This is a genomic window from Streptomyces sp. NPDC001902, assembly GCF_042891295.1.
Taxonomy (GTDB): domain Bacteria; phylum Actinomycetota; class Actinomycetes; order Streptomycetales; family Streptomycetaceae; genus Actinacidiphila.
On the sequence record NZ_JBIATA010000017.1, the window covers coordinates 1 to 17,341 of the forward strand.

General features: G+C 72.8%; 18 protein-coding genes. 14 read left to right on the forward strand and 4 right to left on the reverse strand.

Features of this window, described 5'->3' with window-relative positions; genetic code table 11:
• Positions 1-424 precede the first annotated feature (424 nt).
• From ACFYYN_RS25560 to ACFYYN_RS25595, 8 genes are all read left to right on the forward strand, one after another.
• Positions 425-811: a hypothetical protein gene (locus ACFYYN_RS25560; protein ID WP_500547658.1), complete on the forward strand. Its 387-nt coding sequence runs from the start codon at positions 425-427 to the stop codon at positions 809-811.
• A gap of 8 nt (positions 812-819) precedes the next feature.
• Positions 820-1,335, forward strand: coding sequence for a hypothetical protein (locus ACFYYN_RS25565; protein ID WP_500547659.1), 516 nt, complete (start codon positions 820-822; stop codon positions 1,333-1,335).
• A 99-nt stretch (positions 1,336-1,434) separates the two neighbouring features.
• Entirely contained in the window at positions 1,435-3,165 is a 1,731-nt protein-coding gene (locus ACFYYN_RS25570) for a WXG100-like domain-containing protein (protein ID WP_500547660.1), read from the forward strand.
• A 54-nt stretch (positions 3,166-3,219) separates the two neighbouring features.
• Complete coding sequence (locus ACFYYN_RS25575; protein WP_500547661.1) at positions 3,220-3,801, forward strand: SUKH-4 family immunity protein; 582 nt, start codon at positions 3,220-3,222, stop codon at positions 3,799-3,801.
• A gap of 38 nt (positions 3,802-3,839) precedes the next feature.
• On the forward strand, positions 3,840-4,661 hold the full coding sequence (locus ACFYYN_RS25580) for a nucleic acid/nucleotide deaminase domain-containing protein (RefSeq protein ID WP_500547662.1): 822 nt from the start codon (positions 3,840-3,842) through the stop codon (positions 4,659-4,661).
• Between the two features lie 5 nt (positions 4,662-4,666).
• Positions 4,667-6,637, forward strand: a complete 1,971-nt coding sequence (locus ACFYYN_RS25585; protein WP_500547663.1) for a hypothetical protein — start codon at positions 4,667-4,669, stop codon at positions 6,635-6,637.
• Between the two features lie 65 nt (positions 6,638-6,702).
• Positions 6,703-7,200, forward strand: coding sequence for a suppressor of fused domain protein (locus ACFYYN_RS25590; protein ID WP_500547747.1), 498 nt, complete (start codon positions 6,703-6,705; stop codon positions 7,198-7,200).
• Entirely contained in the window at positions 7,197-7,664 is a 468-nt protein-coding gene (locus tag ACFYYN_RS25595) for an SUKH-3 domain-containing protein (protein WP_500547664.1), read from the forward strand. Before ACFYYN_RS25590 ends, ACFYYN_RS25595 begins: the two co-directional genes overlap by 4 nt.
• A gap of 31 nt (positions 7,665-7,695) precedes the next feature.
• Here the strand turns inward: ACFYYN_RS25595 and ACFYYN_RS25600 are convergent, their stop codons facing one another.
• Positions 7,696-9,018 (reverse strand): NsdA family TPR-like regulatory protein, encoded by a 1,323-nt coding sequence (locus tag ACFYYN_RS25600; protein ID WP_500547665.1) that lies wholly within the window; start codon positions 9,016-9,018, stop codon positions 7,696-7,698.
• Between the two features lie 177 nt (positions 9,019-9,195).
• On the opposite strand from ACFYYN_RS25600, the gene ACFYYN_RS25605 reads away from it, so the two are divergent.
• Both ACFYYN_RS25605 and ACFYYN_RS25610 read left to right on the forward strand, forming a co-directional pair.
• Positions 9,196-9,594, forward strand: coding sequence for a hypothetical protein (locus tag ACFYYN_RS25605; protein WP_500331366.1), 399 nt, complete (start codon positions 9,196-9,198; stop codon positions 9,592-9,594).
• A 33-nt stretch (positions 9,595-9,627) separates the two neighbouring features.
• A complete protein-coding gene (locus ACFYYN_RS25610) occupies positions 9,628-10,491 on the forward strand; it encodes a spermidine synthase (protein WP_500547666.1) in 864 nt (287 codons plus the stop codon).
• On the opposite strand, the gene ACFYYN_RS25615 is transcribed toward ACFYYN_RS25610, so the two are convergent.
• Positions 10,488-11,042: a hypothetical protein gene (locus tag ACFYYN_RS25615; protein ID WP_500547667.1), complete on the reverse strand. Its 555-nt coding sequence runs from the start codon at positions 11,040-11,042 to the stop codon at positions 10,488-10,490. The genes ACFYYN_RS25610 and ACFYYN_RS25615 overlap by 4 nt on opposite strands.
• Before the next feature lie 108 nt (positions 11,043-11,150).
• On the opposite strand from ACFYYN_RS25615, the gene ACFYYN_RS25620 reads away from it, so the two are divergent.
• Positions 11,151-11,828, forward strand: coding sequence for a response regulator transcription factor (locus ACFYYN_RS25620; RefSeq protein WP_500331372.1), 678 nt, complete (start codon positions 11,151-11,153; stop codon positions 11,826-11,828).
• A complete protein-coding gene (locus tag ACFYYN_RS25625) occupies positions 11,825-13,213 on the forward strand; it encodes a sensor histidine kinase (RefSeq protein ID WP_500331374.1) in 1,389 nt (462 codons plus the stop codon). Before ACFYYN_RS25620 ends, ACFYYN_RS25625 begins: the two co-directional genes overlap by 4 nt.
• 97 nt (positions 13,214-13,310) lie before the next feature.
• On the opposite strand, the gene ACFYYN_RS25630 is transcribed toward ACFYYN_RS25625, so the two are convergent.
• On the reverse strand, positions 13,311-13,523 hold the full coding sequence (locus ACFYYN_RS25630; protein WP_500547668.1) for a hypothetical protein: 213 nt from the start codon (positions 13,521-13,523) through the stop codon (positions 13,311-13,313).
• A gap of 344 nt (positions 13,524-13,867) precedes the next feature.
• Here ACFYYN_RS25630 and ACFYYN_RS25635 point away from each other — a divergent pair, with 344 nt between their 5' ends.
• Positions 13,868-15,346: a cellulose binding domain-containing protein gene (locus ACFYYN_RS25635; RefSeq protein ID WP_500547669.1), complete on the forward strand. Its 1,479-nt coding sequence runs from the start codon at positions 13,868-13,870 to the stop codon at positions 15,344-15,346.
• A gap of 94 nt (positions 15,347-15,440) precedes the next feature.
• Here the strand turns inward: ACFYYN_RS25635 and ACFYYN_RS25640 are convergent, their stop codons facing one another.
• Entirely contained in the window at positions 15,441-16,124 is a 684-nt protein-coding gene (locus tag ACFYYN_RS25640; RefSeq protein ID WP_499512030.1) for a TetR/AcrR family transcriptional regulator, read from the reverse strand.
• A 260-nt stretch (positions 16,125-16,384) separates the two neighbouring features.
• Here ACFYYN_RS25640 and ACFYYN_RS25645 point away from each other — a divergent pair, with 260 nt between their 5' ends.
• A complete protein-coding gene (locus ACFYYN_RS25645; RefSeq protein ID WP_500331411.1) occupies positions 16,385-17,269 on the forward strand; it encodes a phosphatase PAP2 family protein in 885 nt (294 codons plus the stop codon).
• Positions 17,270-17,341: the final 72 nt, after the last annotated feature.

Sequence of the window (17,341 nt, forward strand, 5' to 3'; positions counted from 1 at the left end):
CGTCCGGTCTCGGTCAGGGGTGCATTACGGTGTGGCACGAGGGCCTTTCTGGTCGCCGGTGCAGATGTCGCAATCCACACCAGGCCAGAAGGCCCTCACCCATTTCAAGATCCCTCAACCGAGACCTACATCACCCGTCCACAACCTCCCCGGACAGAACACCTAGGCCGGGCCGCTAGGGTCGCGTGCCATGGCGATACAACTCTTCGGCGCCGACGAGGCCTTCGTGGACCGGATGATCGCTCTGGCGGACCTGCCGTGGAGCTGCCGGGCGGTCGAGGACGCGTTCGTGGCCAACGGCTGAAAGGTCCCGGAGGACGAGGAGGAGGGGCCGGTCATCGGCTGGTGGGAGGTCCAGTTCCTCCCCGGGCGTGAGGAGGGCGTCGACGACTGGTGGCTGGAGCTCGGGGAGGCTCCCGGCTGGATGGACGACGGCTCCCCCGACGCGGCGTGCGCCCACCCCGGGTGCGGTGAGGGGAGCTACGTCCTGCACCCCTTCGCGTACTTCGCCGACCCGGAAGACCCGGCCGAGTGGGACAACGAGTTCGGGCCCTGGCACAGCCGCCCCGACGTGCGGCGCGAGGCGACGGCGGAGGACTACGACGCCGAGTACCGGCGGGTGGCGGCACTGCTGCGCGACCGCCTGGGGGAACCGGAACCTGCGGGCCCCTGGCCGTACAGGGACATCGACGCCACCCGGCACGTCCGCTGGTCGCGGGGCGAGGCGTACGTGATCCTCCTCGACGGGAACGACGTCATGTCGTACGGCGCCTACCGCCGCGCGGGCGTCGCCGTCCGGCCGAAGCGGTAGGGGCGGCCGTGGCCGTGCACCTGCGCGACGTCGAGGACGACCTGCTGGACCGGCTCCTCGGACTGGCCGGCCTGCCCTGGAGCTACCGAGCCTACGAGGACGCGTTCGTGCGCAACGGCCGGCACCACGTGGGTGCGGCCGACGAACCGTTCACCGGCAACAGCCTGGACGGCGTGGGTTTCCTCAAGCTGACCCGGGGAGGCGAGATCCTCACCCGGTACGAGGCGACCGCGTCGGGTCTCTGCCGGGCTGGGGCGGACGTGGCGGCTGCGACCGCGCTGGAGGATCCGGAGCTGTGCTTCGCCGGCAGCCCGGGATTCCTCGACCGGCACCGGGTGCTCGCGGCGGTCGCGTACGACATCTGGCCGGAGGAGTCGCGGCACCTCCTGCTCGACGCGACGTCCCTGGAGCCGCTGGCCGAGATCGCGTACCCCTTCGCCGTGAGCCCCGAACCGGTTTCCCTGGGGGACGGCACCTGGATCACCGTGCGTGACGACGACGTGCTCAGGTGGCGCGCCCGATAGACAGCCCGGCATTTCCAAGCCAGTTGAGGAACTGGAGCCTCTCACGTAGCGTCAAATTCTCTGCTGCTGCAGTCAAGAAAAGACACGGGGGTGTCCGCGGTGGGTGTCGTACTGCCCGACGAGCTGGCGTACGTGCTCGACCTAATCGGCATCGCGTGGCCGAACGTCGACGAGGACGACTACCGCGAGATGGCCACGTCGTTGCGGGACTTCGCGGACGACATCGACGGCGGCGCCATGGACGCCCACACCGCCGTGCAGGAGCTGCTGGGCGCGAACGCGGGCGCCGCGATGGACGCCTTCGAGGCGCACTGGGGCAAGGTCAAGGGCACACATCTGGCCAATCTCGCCGAGGCCGCGCGGATGGGGGCGACAGCGCTCGACGGGGTGGCGATCGCGATCGAAGTCGCCAAGGTCGCGGCGATCGTCCAACTCGGCATCCTGGCGGTGGAGATAGCCGCGACCATCGCCTCCGCGCCCGTCACGCTCGGCCTGTCGAGCTTCGCCGGGGCCGCCGCGACGCAGGCGACCCGGATGATCGTGAAGAAGATCTTCCGCGAGGTCATCAACCAGGTCGTCGACCAGCTGATGTCCATCGCCACCGCCCCGATCTACGCCGCCTTGGAGTCGATGGCCGCCGACCTGATCATCCAGGTCGGTTCCAACGCCCTCGGCCTGCAGAAGGGCGTCGACCTCGGCCGGACCGCCGACGCCGGCAAGGAGGGCTTCGGCGAGGGCGTCGACGGCGCCAAGAAGCAGGCCGACAGCTTCACCCTCGCCAGCGCCGGAGGCGGCGGTGGCGGTGGCGGCGGGGGCGGGGGCACCGGCGGTGGGGGCGGCGGGGGCACTCATTTCCAGAGCGACGGGGACAGCTTCGACCGGATCGACACCCAGCTCGACGGCATCACCGGCTCCCTGCACGGCAAGTCGAAGGGTCACATAAGCCGAGCCCGCGACGCCAAGAACCGCACCGGCGGCCGCGGCGAGATCGCCGGGCACATCATGCCGATCGCCACGAAGATCGTGGACGGCATCGGCGAGGCGGCCGAGAAGGCCGTGGGCCATGTGCGCAACGACATGCGCAAGGGCCTCAAGCAGATGCACCAGAACCACCGCGACAACGACGACAGCATCGCGACCGAGCTGCAGCAGTTGCAGAAGACGGGCAGGGGCAAGCCGGTCTACGTCCTCGAGTCCGACGGGCAGATCAAGCGCCTGGACGACCAAGGCAAACTCGTCGACCTCACGGACGACGACAAGAAGTCCGGCATCACACGGCTCCTGCAGGACCGCGACGGCAACCCCACGGACCGGACGAGCGTCCCGAAGCCCGGCAAGCGGACCGTGGGCCAACTGCCCGGCGGCAAGCCCGCCAAGAAGAAGGAGTCCACCGAGGTCCCGCTGTCGTCCACGCCCCTCGCGGACGCCACCCGCAGGGCCCGCCACGCGAAGGGCCACTACGGGACGTACGAGAAGCAGGGCACCGACGAGGAGACCTTCAGCAGCAACAACTACGCGGCCGCCCACTACCGCGACGAGGCGAACGACCACGAATTCGTCCTCGTCACGTACAGCGAACGCCCGTACCACTCGGAGAAGCGCCTGGCGACACCGTTCATGGACAGGGGCATGGACGGAGACGTCACGCACATGTACACGGAGCGCGAACCGTGTTACGACAAGTCGCCCACCTGCGCCTACTGGCTGGAGGGGTACATGCCGCACGTCGACGTCAGCCACAGCGTGGAGTACGGCGATGCGGATTCCCAGGACCGGGGCAACGCGATCATGAAGGGCTACCTCGACGACCTCCGGGCGGGCCGCCGGTAGGATCGGCAGCCCGCGAACGACCGCCCACACCCATGACGTGCAGGAGAGGGGATCATGCCACCGACGGTGACACGCGCCCTGTTGGAGTCCGTCTTCCCTCCCGGTGAGCTGGTCACCCTGGACGACCCGGCGATGTCCCTGATCACCCACGAGCCTTCGCGGGAGTTCCTGCGGGACATCGGCCTGCCCCTCCAGGAGAGCGGCGTGTTCGTGCTGGACCCGGACTTCCCGACGCACATGACGACCATCCACGACTGGCACCTGGCCGACGACGCCCCTCCAGGCGCCGCGGGCTTCCTGTACCTGGCCCAGCTGCACTACGACCACGTGGTCCTGGACGGGACGTCCGGGCGGGTCTGGGCACTGCCCGAGGCGGAGCCGGAGGTGTTCCCCCTCCACGAGGGCCTGCATTCGCTCGCGTACTTCCTCTGCGCCGCCGAACGCGAACGCCCGGCCTACGACCCACAGTTCCCGGACGCCGCCGTGCGGGCGGCGCGTTGGGACCCGCGGGGGGCGGCGGACCGGCTCCTCGCAGAACTGCGTCCGCTGGAGCCCATGGCGTTCGAGAACGAGAACAGCCCGTGGTCCCTGTTCCTCCAGGACGCCTCGAAGGGTTTCGACGGCGTGGCCGGCTAGGGCGGCGCCGGAGGACCAGGAGAAGGAGACGACAGGCAATGGACGGCCGCCCAGAGGTGACGGCAAGCGTGGTGGCCCGGTTCGGCGACGGCGGGGTGCGGCGGTTCGCGGGGGCGCCCGAGGTGGTGGTGCCCCTGCAGGTGGGACCGTACTTCGCCACGTCGCCCGAGGAACCGGAGACCCTGGCCGCCTTCGCCGACGCATTGGAAGCGGAGGTGCCCGAGCGGGCGCGGGAGTACCTGCGCCTGGGCACCGACCGGGGGTACGAGATCTGCCTCGCCCCGGACGGCGCCGTGCGCGGGGTCCTCGTCGGCTACGACGAGCCCGAGCGGCATGTGAGCGGCACAGCGGAGGCGTTCGCCCGGAGCCTGGTGGCGCTGGACGAGGCCCTCACCGCGATCGCGGGCACCGACCGGCCCGAGGCGGCGTCACAGGCGTTCGCGGCGCTGGAGACGCGGCTGCGTGAACTGGACGCGACGGCGTTCGCTGACCGCGAGGACTGGTGGCCGCAGGTGCTGGACGACATCCGGGACACCGCGGGCGCGGAGTGGTTCGCGGCGTTCGAGGTCGTCGACGCCGACGGGGAGGCGAAGATCCTGACCTCCTCGGGCGGGATCTGCGTGCACCCCGAGGAGCGGCTGTGGGCGAACCTGCGGGCCGCCGGGGTGGAACCGGAGCAGGTCAAACGCATCCACACCGAACTGGAGTCGTGCTTCATGCCGGGGCACTACTGCTCGATGATGCTCGCGGACCTCTTCCCGGAGGCCGGGCTGACGCACAACTTCCCCTACGGGGAGACGGCCGAATCCCGGGCCGCCGGCATCCGGAAGTTGCGCGAGGCGGCGGCACAGGAGGGCTGAGGAAGATGACGGGGGAACTGGGGACGGCGGACCGGCCCGCTCTCGGGGCCGGCCGGGGGCCCGCCGGGCGGCGGATCCTGGAGTGGGCGACGTCGGGCACCAAGGCACCGCTGGCGGTGACCGGTTCCCCCGGGGCCGGCAAGAGCCATCTGCTGGCGTGGTTCGCGGCCGGCGCGCACCGGGACCCCGGCACCATGGTGCACGGGCTCGCCCCCGCCCACGGCCTGACCGCGGACGCCGTGTCCTGGGAACTGGGACGGCAGTTGGGGTACGGGCCGCTGTCCACGGAGGACCTGCTGGGGCGGATCCTGGTCGACCCGCGTCCGCTGACCCTCGGCTTCGCCGACCTGCACGGTGCCCGGCCGGGCTGCCGGGAGGCCCTCGTGGACCCCCTGCTGGGCTTCGCGCACGTGCGCGTGCTGCTCGAAGCGGGGGACACCGGGAACGTTCCGGACGGGGCCTTCGTGGTCGACCTGGACGACCCCGCGCTGACCGATCGCGCGGAGTTCACCGCCTGGTACGCCGGGCTGGTCCCCGCCGGCGCCGCCTTCACCGCGGACCAGGTGTTCCCGCACCCGGCGACGGCCCGCCTGGCCGCCACGGTCCCCGGGCCGCCTGCCGAGGGAGCCGTACCGTCCGTGTGGTGGGCGCGGCTGCCCGAGACGGCTCGTCCCGCGTTGCACACGCTGGCCGCGCTGCGCGGGCCGGTCCCCCTGGACGTGTGGGAGTTGCTGCACGCGCACCTGACGGGCGACCCGGCGGCGCGGGAGGCCGTCGCCGCCGCGGTGGAACGCCTGCCCGGGGGAGCCCGGTACGAGGTGCCGTCCGGTGGGCCCGTCGTCGCGGGCCTGGACCAACGCATCGTCGACGTCCTCAAGTCCCGTGCCCTGACCAGCTCCTACTCCCGGGAGCACGTGCTCGGCCACGCCGTCGCCGCCGGTACGGCGGACCGGCTGCTGCGTGACGCGGGCTTCCTCGTCCACGGCTCCGCGACGGCCGTGACGGCGGCCCTCTCGGACCCGGACACCGCAACCGCGGCCCCCGCGGTACTGGTCCCCCTGTGGCGCCGCGCGGCGCCCGTGCTGACGAACACCGGCATGAGCGACCCCGAGCGCGCCGCCGTCCTGCACGCCGCCGCGCTCGCCGACGCGCCCCAGATGGCCGCGCTGCTGCGCCCCGTCGCCGAGCGGAGCACCTGGACCGCCGAGTGGTTCCGCCCCGGCGAGTCCTTCACCGCCCTCGGCCCCGGCACGGTCGAGGGGGAGCTGCTCGCGGCCGATCCCCTCGGCCGGCTGCACGCCCTCGACCCCGTCACGGGCGCGGACCTGCGCAGGGTGCCCTCCCCCACCGAGGTACGGCCGCTGGCCCTGGCGGCTCTCGGCGATGGCATGCTGCTCCTCGACCGCGACCAGGTCCTGCATGCCTTCCCGCCCGGCACGGTCGCCTTCGGCGAGGCCGCCCACCGCCACAACCAGGACGGCCCCTCGGCCCTGGCCTCGGTGCCCGCCGCCGGTCTCCTGGCCGTCGGTGACGCCGAGGGCCGCGTCCACCTGTGGCGCTCCCCCGCGTACGACCCCGAGCCCCTCAGCCGCCCCCTGCACCAGGCCCCCGTCTCCACGCTCGCCCACGTCCACTCGGCCCGGCACGACCTGTCGTTCTGCCTCAGCGGTGGGCTGGACGGCACCCTGCGCCTGTGGGCGACCTCGGGCGAACCGATGCCGGACCCCGTGGAGCGGCGCGACTGCGTCATCACCGCCCTGGCCGCCGCGGACACCCCCGCCCACGGCCCGGTCGCCGTCGCCGCCTGGGCCGACGGCCGGGCCAGCGTCTGGAACCTGCTCGGCGCGCGCGTCCACCCCCTTCCGTTGCTGCACCGGGCCGACGGCATCGCCCTCACGCCCGACGGTGCCCTCACCGTCACCGGCCCCGGCGGGACGTACGGCCTCCGGCTCCACTTCGACCGGCTGTGGGCGTAGCGGTGGGCGAACCGTACGCGGGATTCCTCGACCACATCCAGGCTCACCTGGGACCGGTCCAGGATGTGGAGGGCCCCACGGCGGGAGGCGGAAACCGTGGTTTCGGCCTGTTCTTCTGCCGATCGGGAGACAGAGATCTGGTCACCGCCGTGACGAACGGTCTGAGGTTCCGGAACCTCACCGCGATCATGCCGTTGGAACTCGCCTGCACCCTGAGGTTGGAACAGCGGGCGGCCGCCCGCGCGTTGACTGTGCTGGCCGCGGCGCTGGCCCTGCGCACGGGGGAGGGGCCCACGTTCGACCAGGTCGTCCCGGCGCCGGAGCCGCTCGTCCCGGGCACCCGGATCGAAGGGGTGATGATCGCCCCGCATCCCTATGCCCTGGACGGTTTCGAGTCCCTGGTCAACGCCGACGGCCGCCCCGAGTTGCAGCTCCTCACCGTGGTCCCGGTGACCGCCGACGAGATCGCGTACGTGGGGGAACACGGCCCTGACGCGCTCTACGAGCAGTGGGAGGAGCAGGAGACCGATCTGCTCGACGTGACAAGGACGGCGGCGGTTTGACGCACGAGGCGACGGTCCGGCCGTGGCTGCGGGAGCACGGCTGGTACCCCGGGCGGGACGTGCGGGACCGGATCGGCGAGCATCTCGCCTTCCGGCTGCACGAGGCCGAACGCCAGGGGTTCCCGCTCACCACGTTCGCCGCCGCCCTGGGATTCCTGGGCTCCTACGGGCTGTTGCGCCTTCCGTACCAGGCGGCACCCGAGATCGCTCTCGTCGTCCGTCCGGACGTCGGTTACGAGGGCGACGCCGAGGATTTCGACGAGCTCGGCGGCAAGCTGCGCCGGCCGGTGTTCCCCGTCGGCTACGAGACCTCGGAAGGCGGGATCGTGCTGGTCGACGACCTGGGCCGGGTGTTCTGCCAGCACTCCACCGGGCCGTACTTCCTGGGCCACGACGCCTACGAGGCCTTCGCCCGCCGCCTTTCCGGGAGCGTCCTGCCGGACGCGGAGGAGTTCTACGTCTGACGAGGCCCCCGGCACAGCGGGGCGCGCCGGTTCACGCCGGCCGCGACTGCGCCTGCCTGCGCAGGAATTCGGCGACGTCCTTGCGCCGGGAGTACGGCTGGAGGGTCTGGGCCGTGGAGGAGAGCATGCCCCGCACGCGCGGGGACTGGACGCGGCCCAGGAGGTCCAGGACGCGGATGCCGGCGTCCGTGGCCTCGTCGACGAGTCGGGCGGAGGCGAGGTTGTCGGCGAGTTCCGCGGTGTACAGCGCGGCGTTGCGCGTGAAGTGCGGCGCCTGCAGGCCGACCGCGCGCCGCGCGTGCTCGACCGCGCGGTGGTGGTCGCCGAGGGCGGACCAGGACTGGGCCTCCAGCCCGGCGAGTTCGGCCTCGCCGTAGAAGGTCATCCACTCGGGGTCCGCGGCGCGGGGGCCGCTGCCGAACAGCGTCTGGGCGCGGGCGAGGGCGCGTTCGCAGCCGGGGCGGTCACCGAGGCCGGCCCAGCCGCCCGCCTCGCGGAGGGCGAGCAGCGAGAGCAGGCGCGGCGAGCCGAGGTGGCGGGCGGCCTGCTGGGCGGCCTGGGCCGCGCGGACGGCCTCGCGGGGGCGCCCGGCATCGCGGGCGAGGAAGGAGGCGTTGCAGAAGGCGTGCGCCTCCAGGGCGCGGTCACCGGCCATCCGGGCGGTTGCGAGGGCCTCGCCGTAGAAGGAGCGGGCGTCGGCGAGGCGCCCGGAGTCGTGGGCCAGCCAGCCCACGGAGATGGCGAGTTCACCGGCGCCGCCCATCAGGTCCTCGGCGACGGCCTGGCTGTAGGTGCCCTCGTCGAGGAGGCGGTAGGCGGCCCCGAGGGAGTGGCCGGCCTGGCGGTAGAGCGCGCCGGCGCCGTGCCGGTCGTCGTGCAGGCGGATCTCGCGGACCGCCGCGCGGACGGCCCGGGCCTGGGGTCTGCCGACCTTGTGCACCGGCTCCGCCGCGGTGGCGGGCCCCAGCATCAGGGTCGTGGCGATGGCGGCCGGGCCGCCGGTCATGAACGCGCGACGCAGCACGTCGCTCTCCTCGTCGGTTTCGGTCTCGTACGGGGCCGGCCGGGGAGCCGGGACCGCCGTGCCGCGCCGGCCGCGGACCAGCTCACGGGGCTCGAAGCCCATGTCGGCGAGGTCGCGGCCGGGGAACATGTGCCGGAAGACCCGCTCGTAGGCGTAGTTGGGGCAGCGGATCTCCCCCGACTCCACGCGGCCGATGTAGCGGGCGTCGCAGCTGACCTGTTCGCCGATGTCCCGCCCCGCGCGGCGCACGGCGGCGGCGAACTCACCGGGGGACCGGTCTCCGCGCAGGCGCCGGAAGGCTGTGTTGGGGGTGGAAGGTGACGAGTGCATCGCCGGGCTCCCGTTGGACGGTCGGTGCGGTGCCGGTTGGCGGCGCGACGACCGTACTCGCTGTGAGGGCCCGAGTACCGTGGGTTTGGCTACAAAAGGGATATCTCACCCTCCATTCGCCATGAAACGCCACCCCTGTCGGCGTCAAGCGGGCGTAGCCGTTGACGTCCGCGCGCGTTGGACACCGTGCAACCCACCGTCCGACCCCAAGGAGGATTCGCCTTGTTGGACGAACCATGGGATCTGGTCACCGTCCCGACCCGGCAGGGACTGGAGGCCGTGGACATCCTGCGCATGCGGACCGGTCTCGGACCCGTGCTGCACGACAGCTCCGGTCACAGCCTCGGCTTCCTGGTGCCGCCGGGCACGGCCGACGGCTGGGACATGCCGGGCAGCGCCTGCACGCAGACCGAGGGCGGCGGCTTCACCGTCCCCGGCGAGCTGCGGGAGCCGCCGGTGGCGGGCACCGGCTGGCTGGTGCCCCCGCACGACGACAGCGCCGTGACGGACCCGGCGGTGCTGCGCGACGCGCTGGGCGAGGCCGCCCGGATGATCGAGCTGGCCGACCGGCTCTGAGCCCCGCGTCGCCCGCCGCCCATACTGGGGTGCATGGCACCACGCAGGACGAGGACGACGAAGGCACCGGACGGCATACGCGAGCAGGTCGGCGGGGGTCTCGCCGAGCTCGTGCCGGACCGGGACCGGCCGCGGGGCTGGTCGCTGCTGATCGACGGGGCGCCGCAGTCGCACGTCGACCTCGGCGACCCGGAGCACCTGGACTTCTCCTACCAGCGCAGGCTCGGCCACGTCGTCGACCTCGCCGCGCCGCCCGGCCGCCCGCTGCGCGTGCTGCACCTGGGCGGCGGCGCGCTGACCCTGGCCCGCTACACCGCGGCGACCCGGCCGCGCTCGACGCAGCAGGTGGTGGAGCTGGACACCGCGCTGGTCGAGCTGGTGCGGCGGGAACTGCCCTGGGACCGCACCTGGCGCATCAAGGTGCGCGGCGGCGACGCCCGCGAGGGCCTGGCGAAGGTCCCGGAAGGCTGGGCGGACCTGGTCATCACGGACGTCTTCGGCGGGGCCCGTACGCCCGCCCACCTGACCAGTACGGAGTTCCTCGCGCAGGTGCGGCGCGCGCTGACGCCCGGGGGGCTCTACGCCGCCAACGTGGCGGACGGCGGACGGCTGGAGTTCCTGCGGGCGCAGATCGCGACGGTGCGGGCCTGCTTCCCGCACGCGTGCCTGGCGGCGGATCCCGCCGTCCTGCGGGGGCGGCGCTTCGGCAACGTCATCCTGGTGGCCGCGGACGGCGAACTGCCCGTGGCGGAGTTCACCCGGCGGGTGGCCTCGGACCCGCATCCGGGGCGGGTCGAGCACGGCAGCGAGCTGGACGCCTTCGCGGGCGGCGCGGCGCCGGTCACCGACGCCACGGCGGCGGCCTCGCCCGCTCCCCCGGAGTCGGTGTTCCGCTAACCGCCCGTGTTCTGCGCCTTGTAGGTGTCGACGGTGGGCGGATGCCCGTTCCAGGTGCAGAAGAGCGACGAGGTCGTGGTGGCCGAGACGAAGTCGACGCGGATCCACTCCGGTTGCTTCCAGACCTTCATCTCCCAGCCGGAGTCGGGCGTCGCCGAGACCAGGGTCGCCGAGGTCTCGCCCAGGTCGAGCACGACCCGTCCGCCCTCGACCGTGTAGCCGTGCACGTTGCCGGTGTCGGCGGAGGAGGTGGTGGCGGGGGTGGCCGAACCGGGCGGCCGGGCCGGGACGGTGGACGGGGTGCGCGGCGTGGCGGGGGCGGTCCGGGCCGGGCCGGTGGCCGTGGGCCCGGCCGCGCGGTGGGTGGCTCCGCCGTCCGGGGACTGCGTGGGGGCGGGGACCTTGTCGGAGACCGGCTCGGAGATCGGCAGGGCCCGGGGCGGGTCGTAGGCCGTGCCCGCCAGCACGTGGTGGACGCCGAACCACGACAGTGCGACGGCGGCGCTCGTGGCGAGCGTCCACGCTCCGGCGTGCGCCAGTCCTTTTCGCATCCGCCCATAGTGCCGGAAGCACCCGCCGAACGGAGCCGGGGGTTGCGCTTCAGGTTCTGACGTGCTCGCGCCCACCCGGCATCCCCCTCATGGGCTAAGTTGCGGGCCATGGCAAGTGTGCTCGTGGTCGAGGACGACCAGTTCGTGCGCTCCGCCCTCATCCGGCACCTCACCGAGGCCGCGCACTCCGTACGGAGCGTGGGCACGGCCCTGGAGGCGCTCCGGGAGGTCGCGCAGGTCGGCTTCGACGTGGTGATCCTGGACCTCGGCCTGCCGGACCTGGACGGGGCCGAGGCGCTGAAGATGCTGCGCGGCATCACGGACGTGCCGGTGATCATCGCGACGGCGCGGGACGACGAGTCGGAGATCGTGCGGCTGCTCAACGCGGGCGCCGACGACTACCTCATCAAGCCGTTCTCGGTCGAGCACCTGTCGGCGCGCATGGCGGCGGTGCTGCGCCGCTCGCGGTCGGCGGAGGCGGACCGCGTGCTGCGGGTGGGCGGCCTGCAGATCGACGTCCTGCGCCGCCAGGCCGTCCTGGACGGGGCGCCGCTGGACCTGACCCGCCGTGAGTTCGACCTGCTGTCCTTCCTGGCGGCCCGGCCGGGCGTGGTGGTGGCACGGCGCGAGCTGCTGTCGGAGGTGTGGCAGCAGTCGTACGGCGACGACCAGACCATCGACGTCCATCTGTCGTGGCTGCGGCGCAAGCTGGGGGAGACCGCGGCCCGGCCGCGCTACCTGCACACCCTGCGCGGGGTGGGCGTGAAGCTGGAGCCACCGCGGTGAGGTGGGCGCTGGTCAAGGTCTGCGTCGCGGTGACGGCCATGGTCGTCGTCGCCTTCGCGGTGCCGCTGGCGCTCACCGTCAAGGAGATGGCCCGGGACCGGGCGATCGGCAACGCGGAGCGGCAGGCCGCGGCCATAGGGCCGGCGCTGGCGATCACCACCGACCGCACCCAGCTGGAGCGGGCGGTGGCCTCGACGCAGGCGGGCGCCGACGGCCGGATCGCGGTGCGGGTGCCGGCGACGGAGGGCACGGCGGGGGTGGAGATCGGCGACCCGCACGCGCCGGACGCCGACCTGGACCGGGCGTCGGAACTGGGCCGGGCCTCCACCGTCCCGGTGGCCGGGGGCTACGCCCTGCTGCAGCCGACCGCGGTCGGTTCGGGCTCGGTGGCGGTGGTCGAGGTGTTCGTGCCGGACGGCGAGGTCAGCCGCGGGGTCACCGCCGCCTGGGCGGTGCTGGCGCTGGTCGGCGTGGGCCTGATCGTCGGCGCGGTGGCCGTGGCGGACCGGCTCGGCACGCGCCTGGTGCGGCCGGCCGAGCGCCTCGCGGAGGCGGCGCACGGCCTGGGGCGCGGTGACCTGACCGTACGCGTCCCGGAGGACGGACCGGCCGAACTGCGCTCCGCCGCCGTCGCGTTCAACGCGATGGCGGACCAGGTGGTGCAACTGCTCGCCAACGAAAGGGAGCTGGCCGCCGACCTGTCGCACCGGCTGCGGACCCCGCTGACCGTGCTGCGGCTCAACGCGGCCTCGCTCGGCGACGGCCCCGCCGGGGAGCAGACCCGGCACGCGGTGGCCCAGCTGGAGCGCGAGGTCGACCAGATCATCCGCACCGCGCGGGCCCAGCAGGCGCAGAGCCAGCCGGTCGCGGTGGGCTGCGACGCGGCCGAGGTGATCCGGGAGCGGATGGCCTTCTGGTCGGCGCTCGCCGAGGACCAGGGCCGCGAGGTGAGCACCGCGGGCGTCGAACGCCCGGTGCGGGTGCCGGTGGCGCGGGCCGATCTGGTGGCGTCGCTGGACGCCATGCTCGGCAACGTCTTCCGGCACACCCCCGAGGGCACGGCCTTCGCGGTGGACGTGCACAGCAGCCAGGAGGCGGTGATCGTGCTGGTCTCCGACGCGGGCCCGGGCATCAAGGACCCGGCGGCCGCACTGCGGCGCGGCCAGGGCGCGGGCGGCGACGGTTCCACGGGCCTCGGGCTGGACATCGTACGGCGCCTCGCGGAATCCACCGGGGGCGACGTCCGGCTCGGCTCCTCGGTGCTGGGAGGCGCGGAGATCCGGGTGTGGATCGCGCTGCGGCCGCTCGCCGCGGGCGGGAAGCGGAACCACCGCGTGGTGCGCCGCAGGCGGCTGAAGCGGACCGCCGCGGCCACGGGGCTCTGAACGATCGAGGCCGGGTGGCTCCCACCACCCGGCAGGTATGCGAGCCGGATTTCGCGACGGCCGTTCCGGGTCAGCCCCAGTAAATGTCGCAGGCCTCTTAGTAGTAATAGTATGCGTCCTCCCCGGAATAGCAGTAGTCGTCACTGACGTAGCCGCTGACGGCGCCGGCCCGCTGCTGGGAGGTCTGCGTCACCACGGAGCCGGCCTGCGCCGACGCCGGGGCGGCGAACGCCGTGGTGGGGATCAGGGCACCTCCCGCGGCCAGGGCGGCGGAAGCGGTGAGGACCACCAGACGTCGTGTGCGAGTCATCGGGATTCTCCTTGCGTGAGGAATTACGGGGAGGGATGTACGGCGAACGGTCCTGTCCGGAATTTCACTCCGAATTCCCGGCTCTGCGTGCACCCATGTCTCCATTAGCCCCGGCCCGGCGCCCCGCGTCATGCCCCCGGATTTCGGGGCTTGACAAAGGCCGCCTGCCCCCCGGGCGGCGGGGACCGGCCGACTGGCCGACCGGCCGCGAGCAGCACCGCGCCGCCCGCAGAGGTCTGAACCTTTAACCGGCCCCGATGGCTCCCTTAAGCGCGCCATAAGAAGTCGAACGCCCGCACGGAACTGGGCATTTGTCCGAATCGGCATCGCTAGCGTGCGGCCTCATGAGGAACTCACATCGTCGTCGTCCCACCCGCAAGGTCGCCCTCCTCGGGAGCGTGACCGCGGGCGCGGTCGTCGCGGCCGGGGCCTTCGCGCTCGCGGGCTCGGCCCAGGCCGCCACCGTCGGTGCCGCGTACAGCAAGACCAGCGACTGGAGCACCGGGTACACCGGCCGGTACGAGATCACCAATTCCTCGAACGCGACGCTGTCCGACTGGACGCTGAAGTTCGACCTGCCCGCGGGCACGAGCATCAGCTCGCTCTGGAACGCCACCTACACGGCGTCCGGGCAGCACGTGACCGTGCGCCCCGCGAGCTGGAACAAGGACATCGCCGTGGGGAAGACGGCCGAGTTCGGCTTCGTGACGAAGTCCGCCGCGAAGGCGGGCGATCCGGTCAACTGCCGGATCAACGACGTGAAGTGCTCCGTCGACGACGGCGTGACCGCCTCCCCCAGCGGGCGCCCCACCGCCACCATGAGCCCGACGGCGACCGCCACCCCCACGAAGACCTCCTCGCCCACGGCCACCGCGACCCCGACCACGACCGCGACCGCGAGTCCGACCTCGGGCACCGGCTCGCCGTCCTCCGCAGGCTTCGCGCCGTACGTCGACACCTCGCTCTACCCGGCCTTCGACCTGCTCGCCCACTCCCGGGCGACCGGCGTCAAGCAGTACAACCTGGCCTTCGTCACCGACGGCGGCGGCTGCACGCCCAAGTGGGGCGGGGTCAGCGACCTGGCGAACGACGGCGTCGCGGCCCAGATCGGCGACCTGCGCAGGGCGGGCGGTGACGTACGGGTCTCCTTCGGCGGCGCGTCCGGCTCGGAGCTGGCGACGACCTGCTCCTCGGTCTCCGCGCTGACCGCGGCGTACGCCAAGGTCGTCGACACCTACAAGCTCACCAAGGTGGACTTCGACGTCGAGGGCGGCGCCATCGCCAACACGGCCGCCAACACCCGCCGGGCGCAGGCCGTCTCGCAGCTCCAGGCGAGCCACAGCGGCCTGGAGGTCTCCTACACCCTGCCGGTGATGCCGACCGGCCTCACCCAGGACGGTGTCGGCCTGCTGGCGGACGCCAGGTCCCACGGTGTGCGGATCACCGCGGTCAACATCATGGCGATGGACTACGGCGCCTCCTTCAGCGGCGACATGGGCGGCTACGCGATCGACGCCGCCACCGCCACCCAGGGACAGCTCAAGGGCGTGCTGGGGCTGTCGGACGCCGCGGCGTGGAAGGCCGTCGCGGTCACCCCGATGATCGGCGTGAACGACGTCACCACGGAGGTCTTCAGGGTCGACGACGCGACGCAGCTGGTGACCTTCGCCCGGTCCAAGGGCCTGGGCTGGCTGTCGATGTGGTCGGGCACGCGGGACAAGCAGTGCCCCGGGGGTGCCAAGAACGTCGCCGACGCGACGTGCAGTTCGATCCTCCAGGAGGCGGGCGCCTTCTCCAAGGCCCTCGCGGCCTACGGCGGCTGAGGCCGCACGCGACCATCCCCCTCCCCCCACACGGGCGCCCCGGCCGGCAGTTCAGCACCCCGCCCCGGCCGGGGCGCTCCCGTGCGCGCCGCGCTCAGGAGCGGAGCAGACCGTCCAGCAGCGCGGACAGCCCGGCCTCGTACTGCGCGCGGCCGGACTGCTGCGCCGCGACGAGTTCGGGGGCCAGCCCCACGAGCGAGGGGTAGCTGTCCGGCGGCAGGTCGGCGAGCCGGCTGCGGATCCTCTCGCGCAGCCCGGCCTCGGCCTCCTCGCACTCCGCGCGTTTGCGCCGCACCACCCACAGCGCGGCGCCGACCGTGTACTGCATCAGCGCCACCTGGGCGCGCGCGGCGGCGGGCGGGTCCAGTCCCGCCGTGATCAGCAGGCAGAGCATCCGGTCGATGACGGCGATGGCCTCGTCGCCGCGGAGCGGGCGGCTCGTCAGCAGTTGCAGCGCGGAGGGATGCTCACTGAAAAGCCGGTACACACCGACACAGAGTTCAATAAGCTGCTCGCGCGGCACGCCGGAGCCGGGGGGCATCTCGATCTCGGCGAGCAGCCGTTCGTTGACCGCGTCGATGATCTCGTCCTTGCCCTTGAAGTGGGAGTAGACGGCCATGGTCGCGACGCCGAGCTCCTGAGCGAGCACGCGCATGGTGAAGGCCTCGGGCCCGTGGCGGTCGAGGAGCCCGACCGCGGCGTCGAGGATGCGGTCGGGGTTGAGGGTGTTGCGGGGGACGCGGCGCCGTGGGGAGCGGGCCGGCGGGGTGACAGTCATGAGGGATGTGTGTCCGGTCGGGGGGAATCCTGCGCGAGCGGTCGGAAGGTCGAGCGGTTTCCTTGATTCTCCCGCGTTTTCGGGCAACCCGGGGAGGAAGCGGGGCGTCTTTTCGCACGTCTTCCCGAGCACGGCTCCGTGAATCCAGGACGAATCGGTGGTGAAGGGAATAGTCGGGGGCGCTGCCCGGGTTGCCTAGCGTACGTCGTACGGTAGATCGAAGCGACTCTCAATGGGAGAGATGGGGGGAGAACGGCCGGATGACGATGAGCACCACCGCCCCACGGGCGTCCGCCTACCGGGGCGGGCTCCGCTGGTGGACCGAGCTACCGCTGATCGCGGTGGTCTACGGCCTCTACACCGCGGGCCGCCTCCTCGTACGCGGCGACGTGGGCCGGGCAGTCGACCACGGCATCGCCATACTCCACCTGGAACGCGCGCTCAGCATCGACCCCGAGCGCTCGCTCAACTCCCTCTTCAGCCGCTACCGGTCGCTCGGTGTTCCCGCCGACTTCTGGTACGCCTCGCTCCACTACCTGGTCACCCCACTGGTGCTGGTCTGGCTGTGGCGCCGGCGGCCGACCGTCTACCGCTTCGCGCGCACATGGCTGCTGATGTCCACCCTCGTCGGGCTGATCGGCTTCACGCTCATGCCGACCGCGCCGCCGCGGCTGCTGGCCGCAGGTCACGGCTTCGTCGACACCATGGCGCAGTACGGTTCGTACGGCTGGTGGGGCGCGGAGGCGAGCGCGCCGCGCGGGCTGGGCGGGATGACCAACCAGTACGCGGCCATGCCGAGCCTGCACGTCGGCTGGTCCCTGTGGTGCGGCATCATGCTCTGGCGCCATGGCCGCACGCCCTTCGTCCGCGCCCTGGGCGTCCTCTACCCCCTCGGCACGACCCTCGTGGTCATGGGCACCGCCAACCACTACCTGCTGGACGCCCTCGCCGGGATCGCCGTGATGGGGATCGGCTTCCTGCTGGCGCGGCCCGCGCTGCGTGTGGTGGACCTCATACGCGACGGGGCGCGCAGCCGGTTCGCGACGCCGCGGCCCGCCTCCTCCACCGTCGTCGCGACCTCCCGCGACGTCGCCCCGGCGGACGTGGGGTTCCTGCCGGGAACCGCGGTCGAACCGCGGCGCTGACCCTCCGGCGGAGGCCGCGGACCCGCGGCCTCCGCATTGTGGCCCGCGTTGTCGGTGGGGGGTGCGAGACTT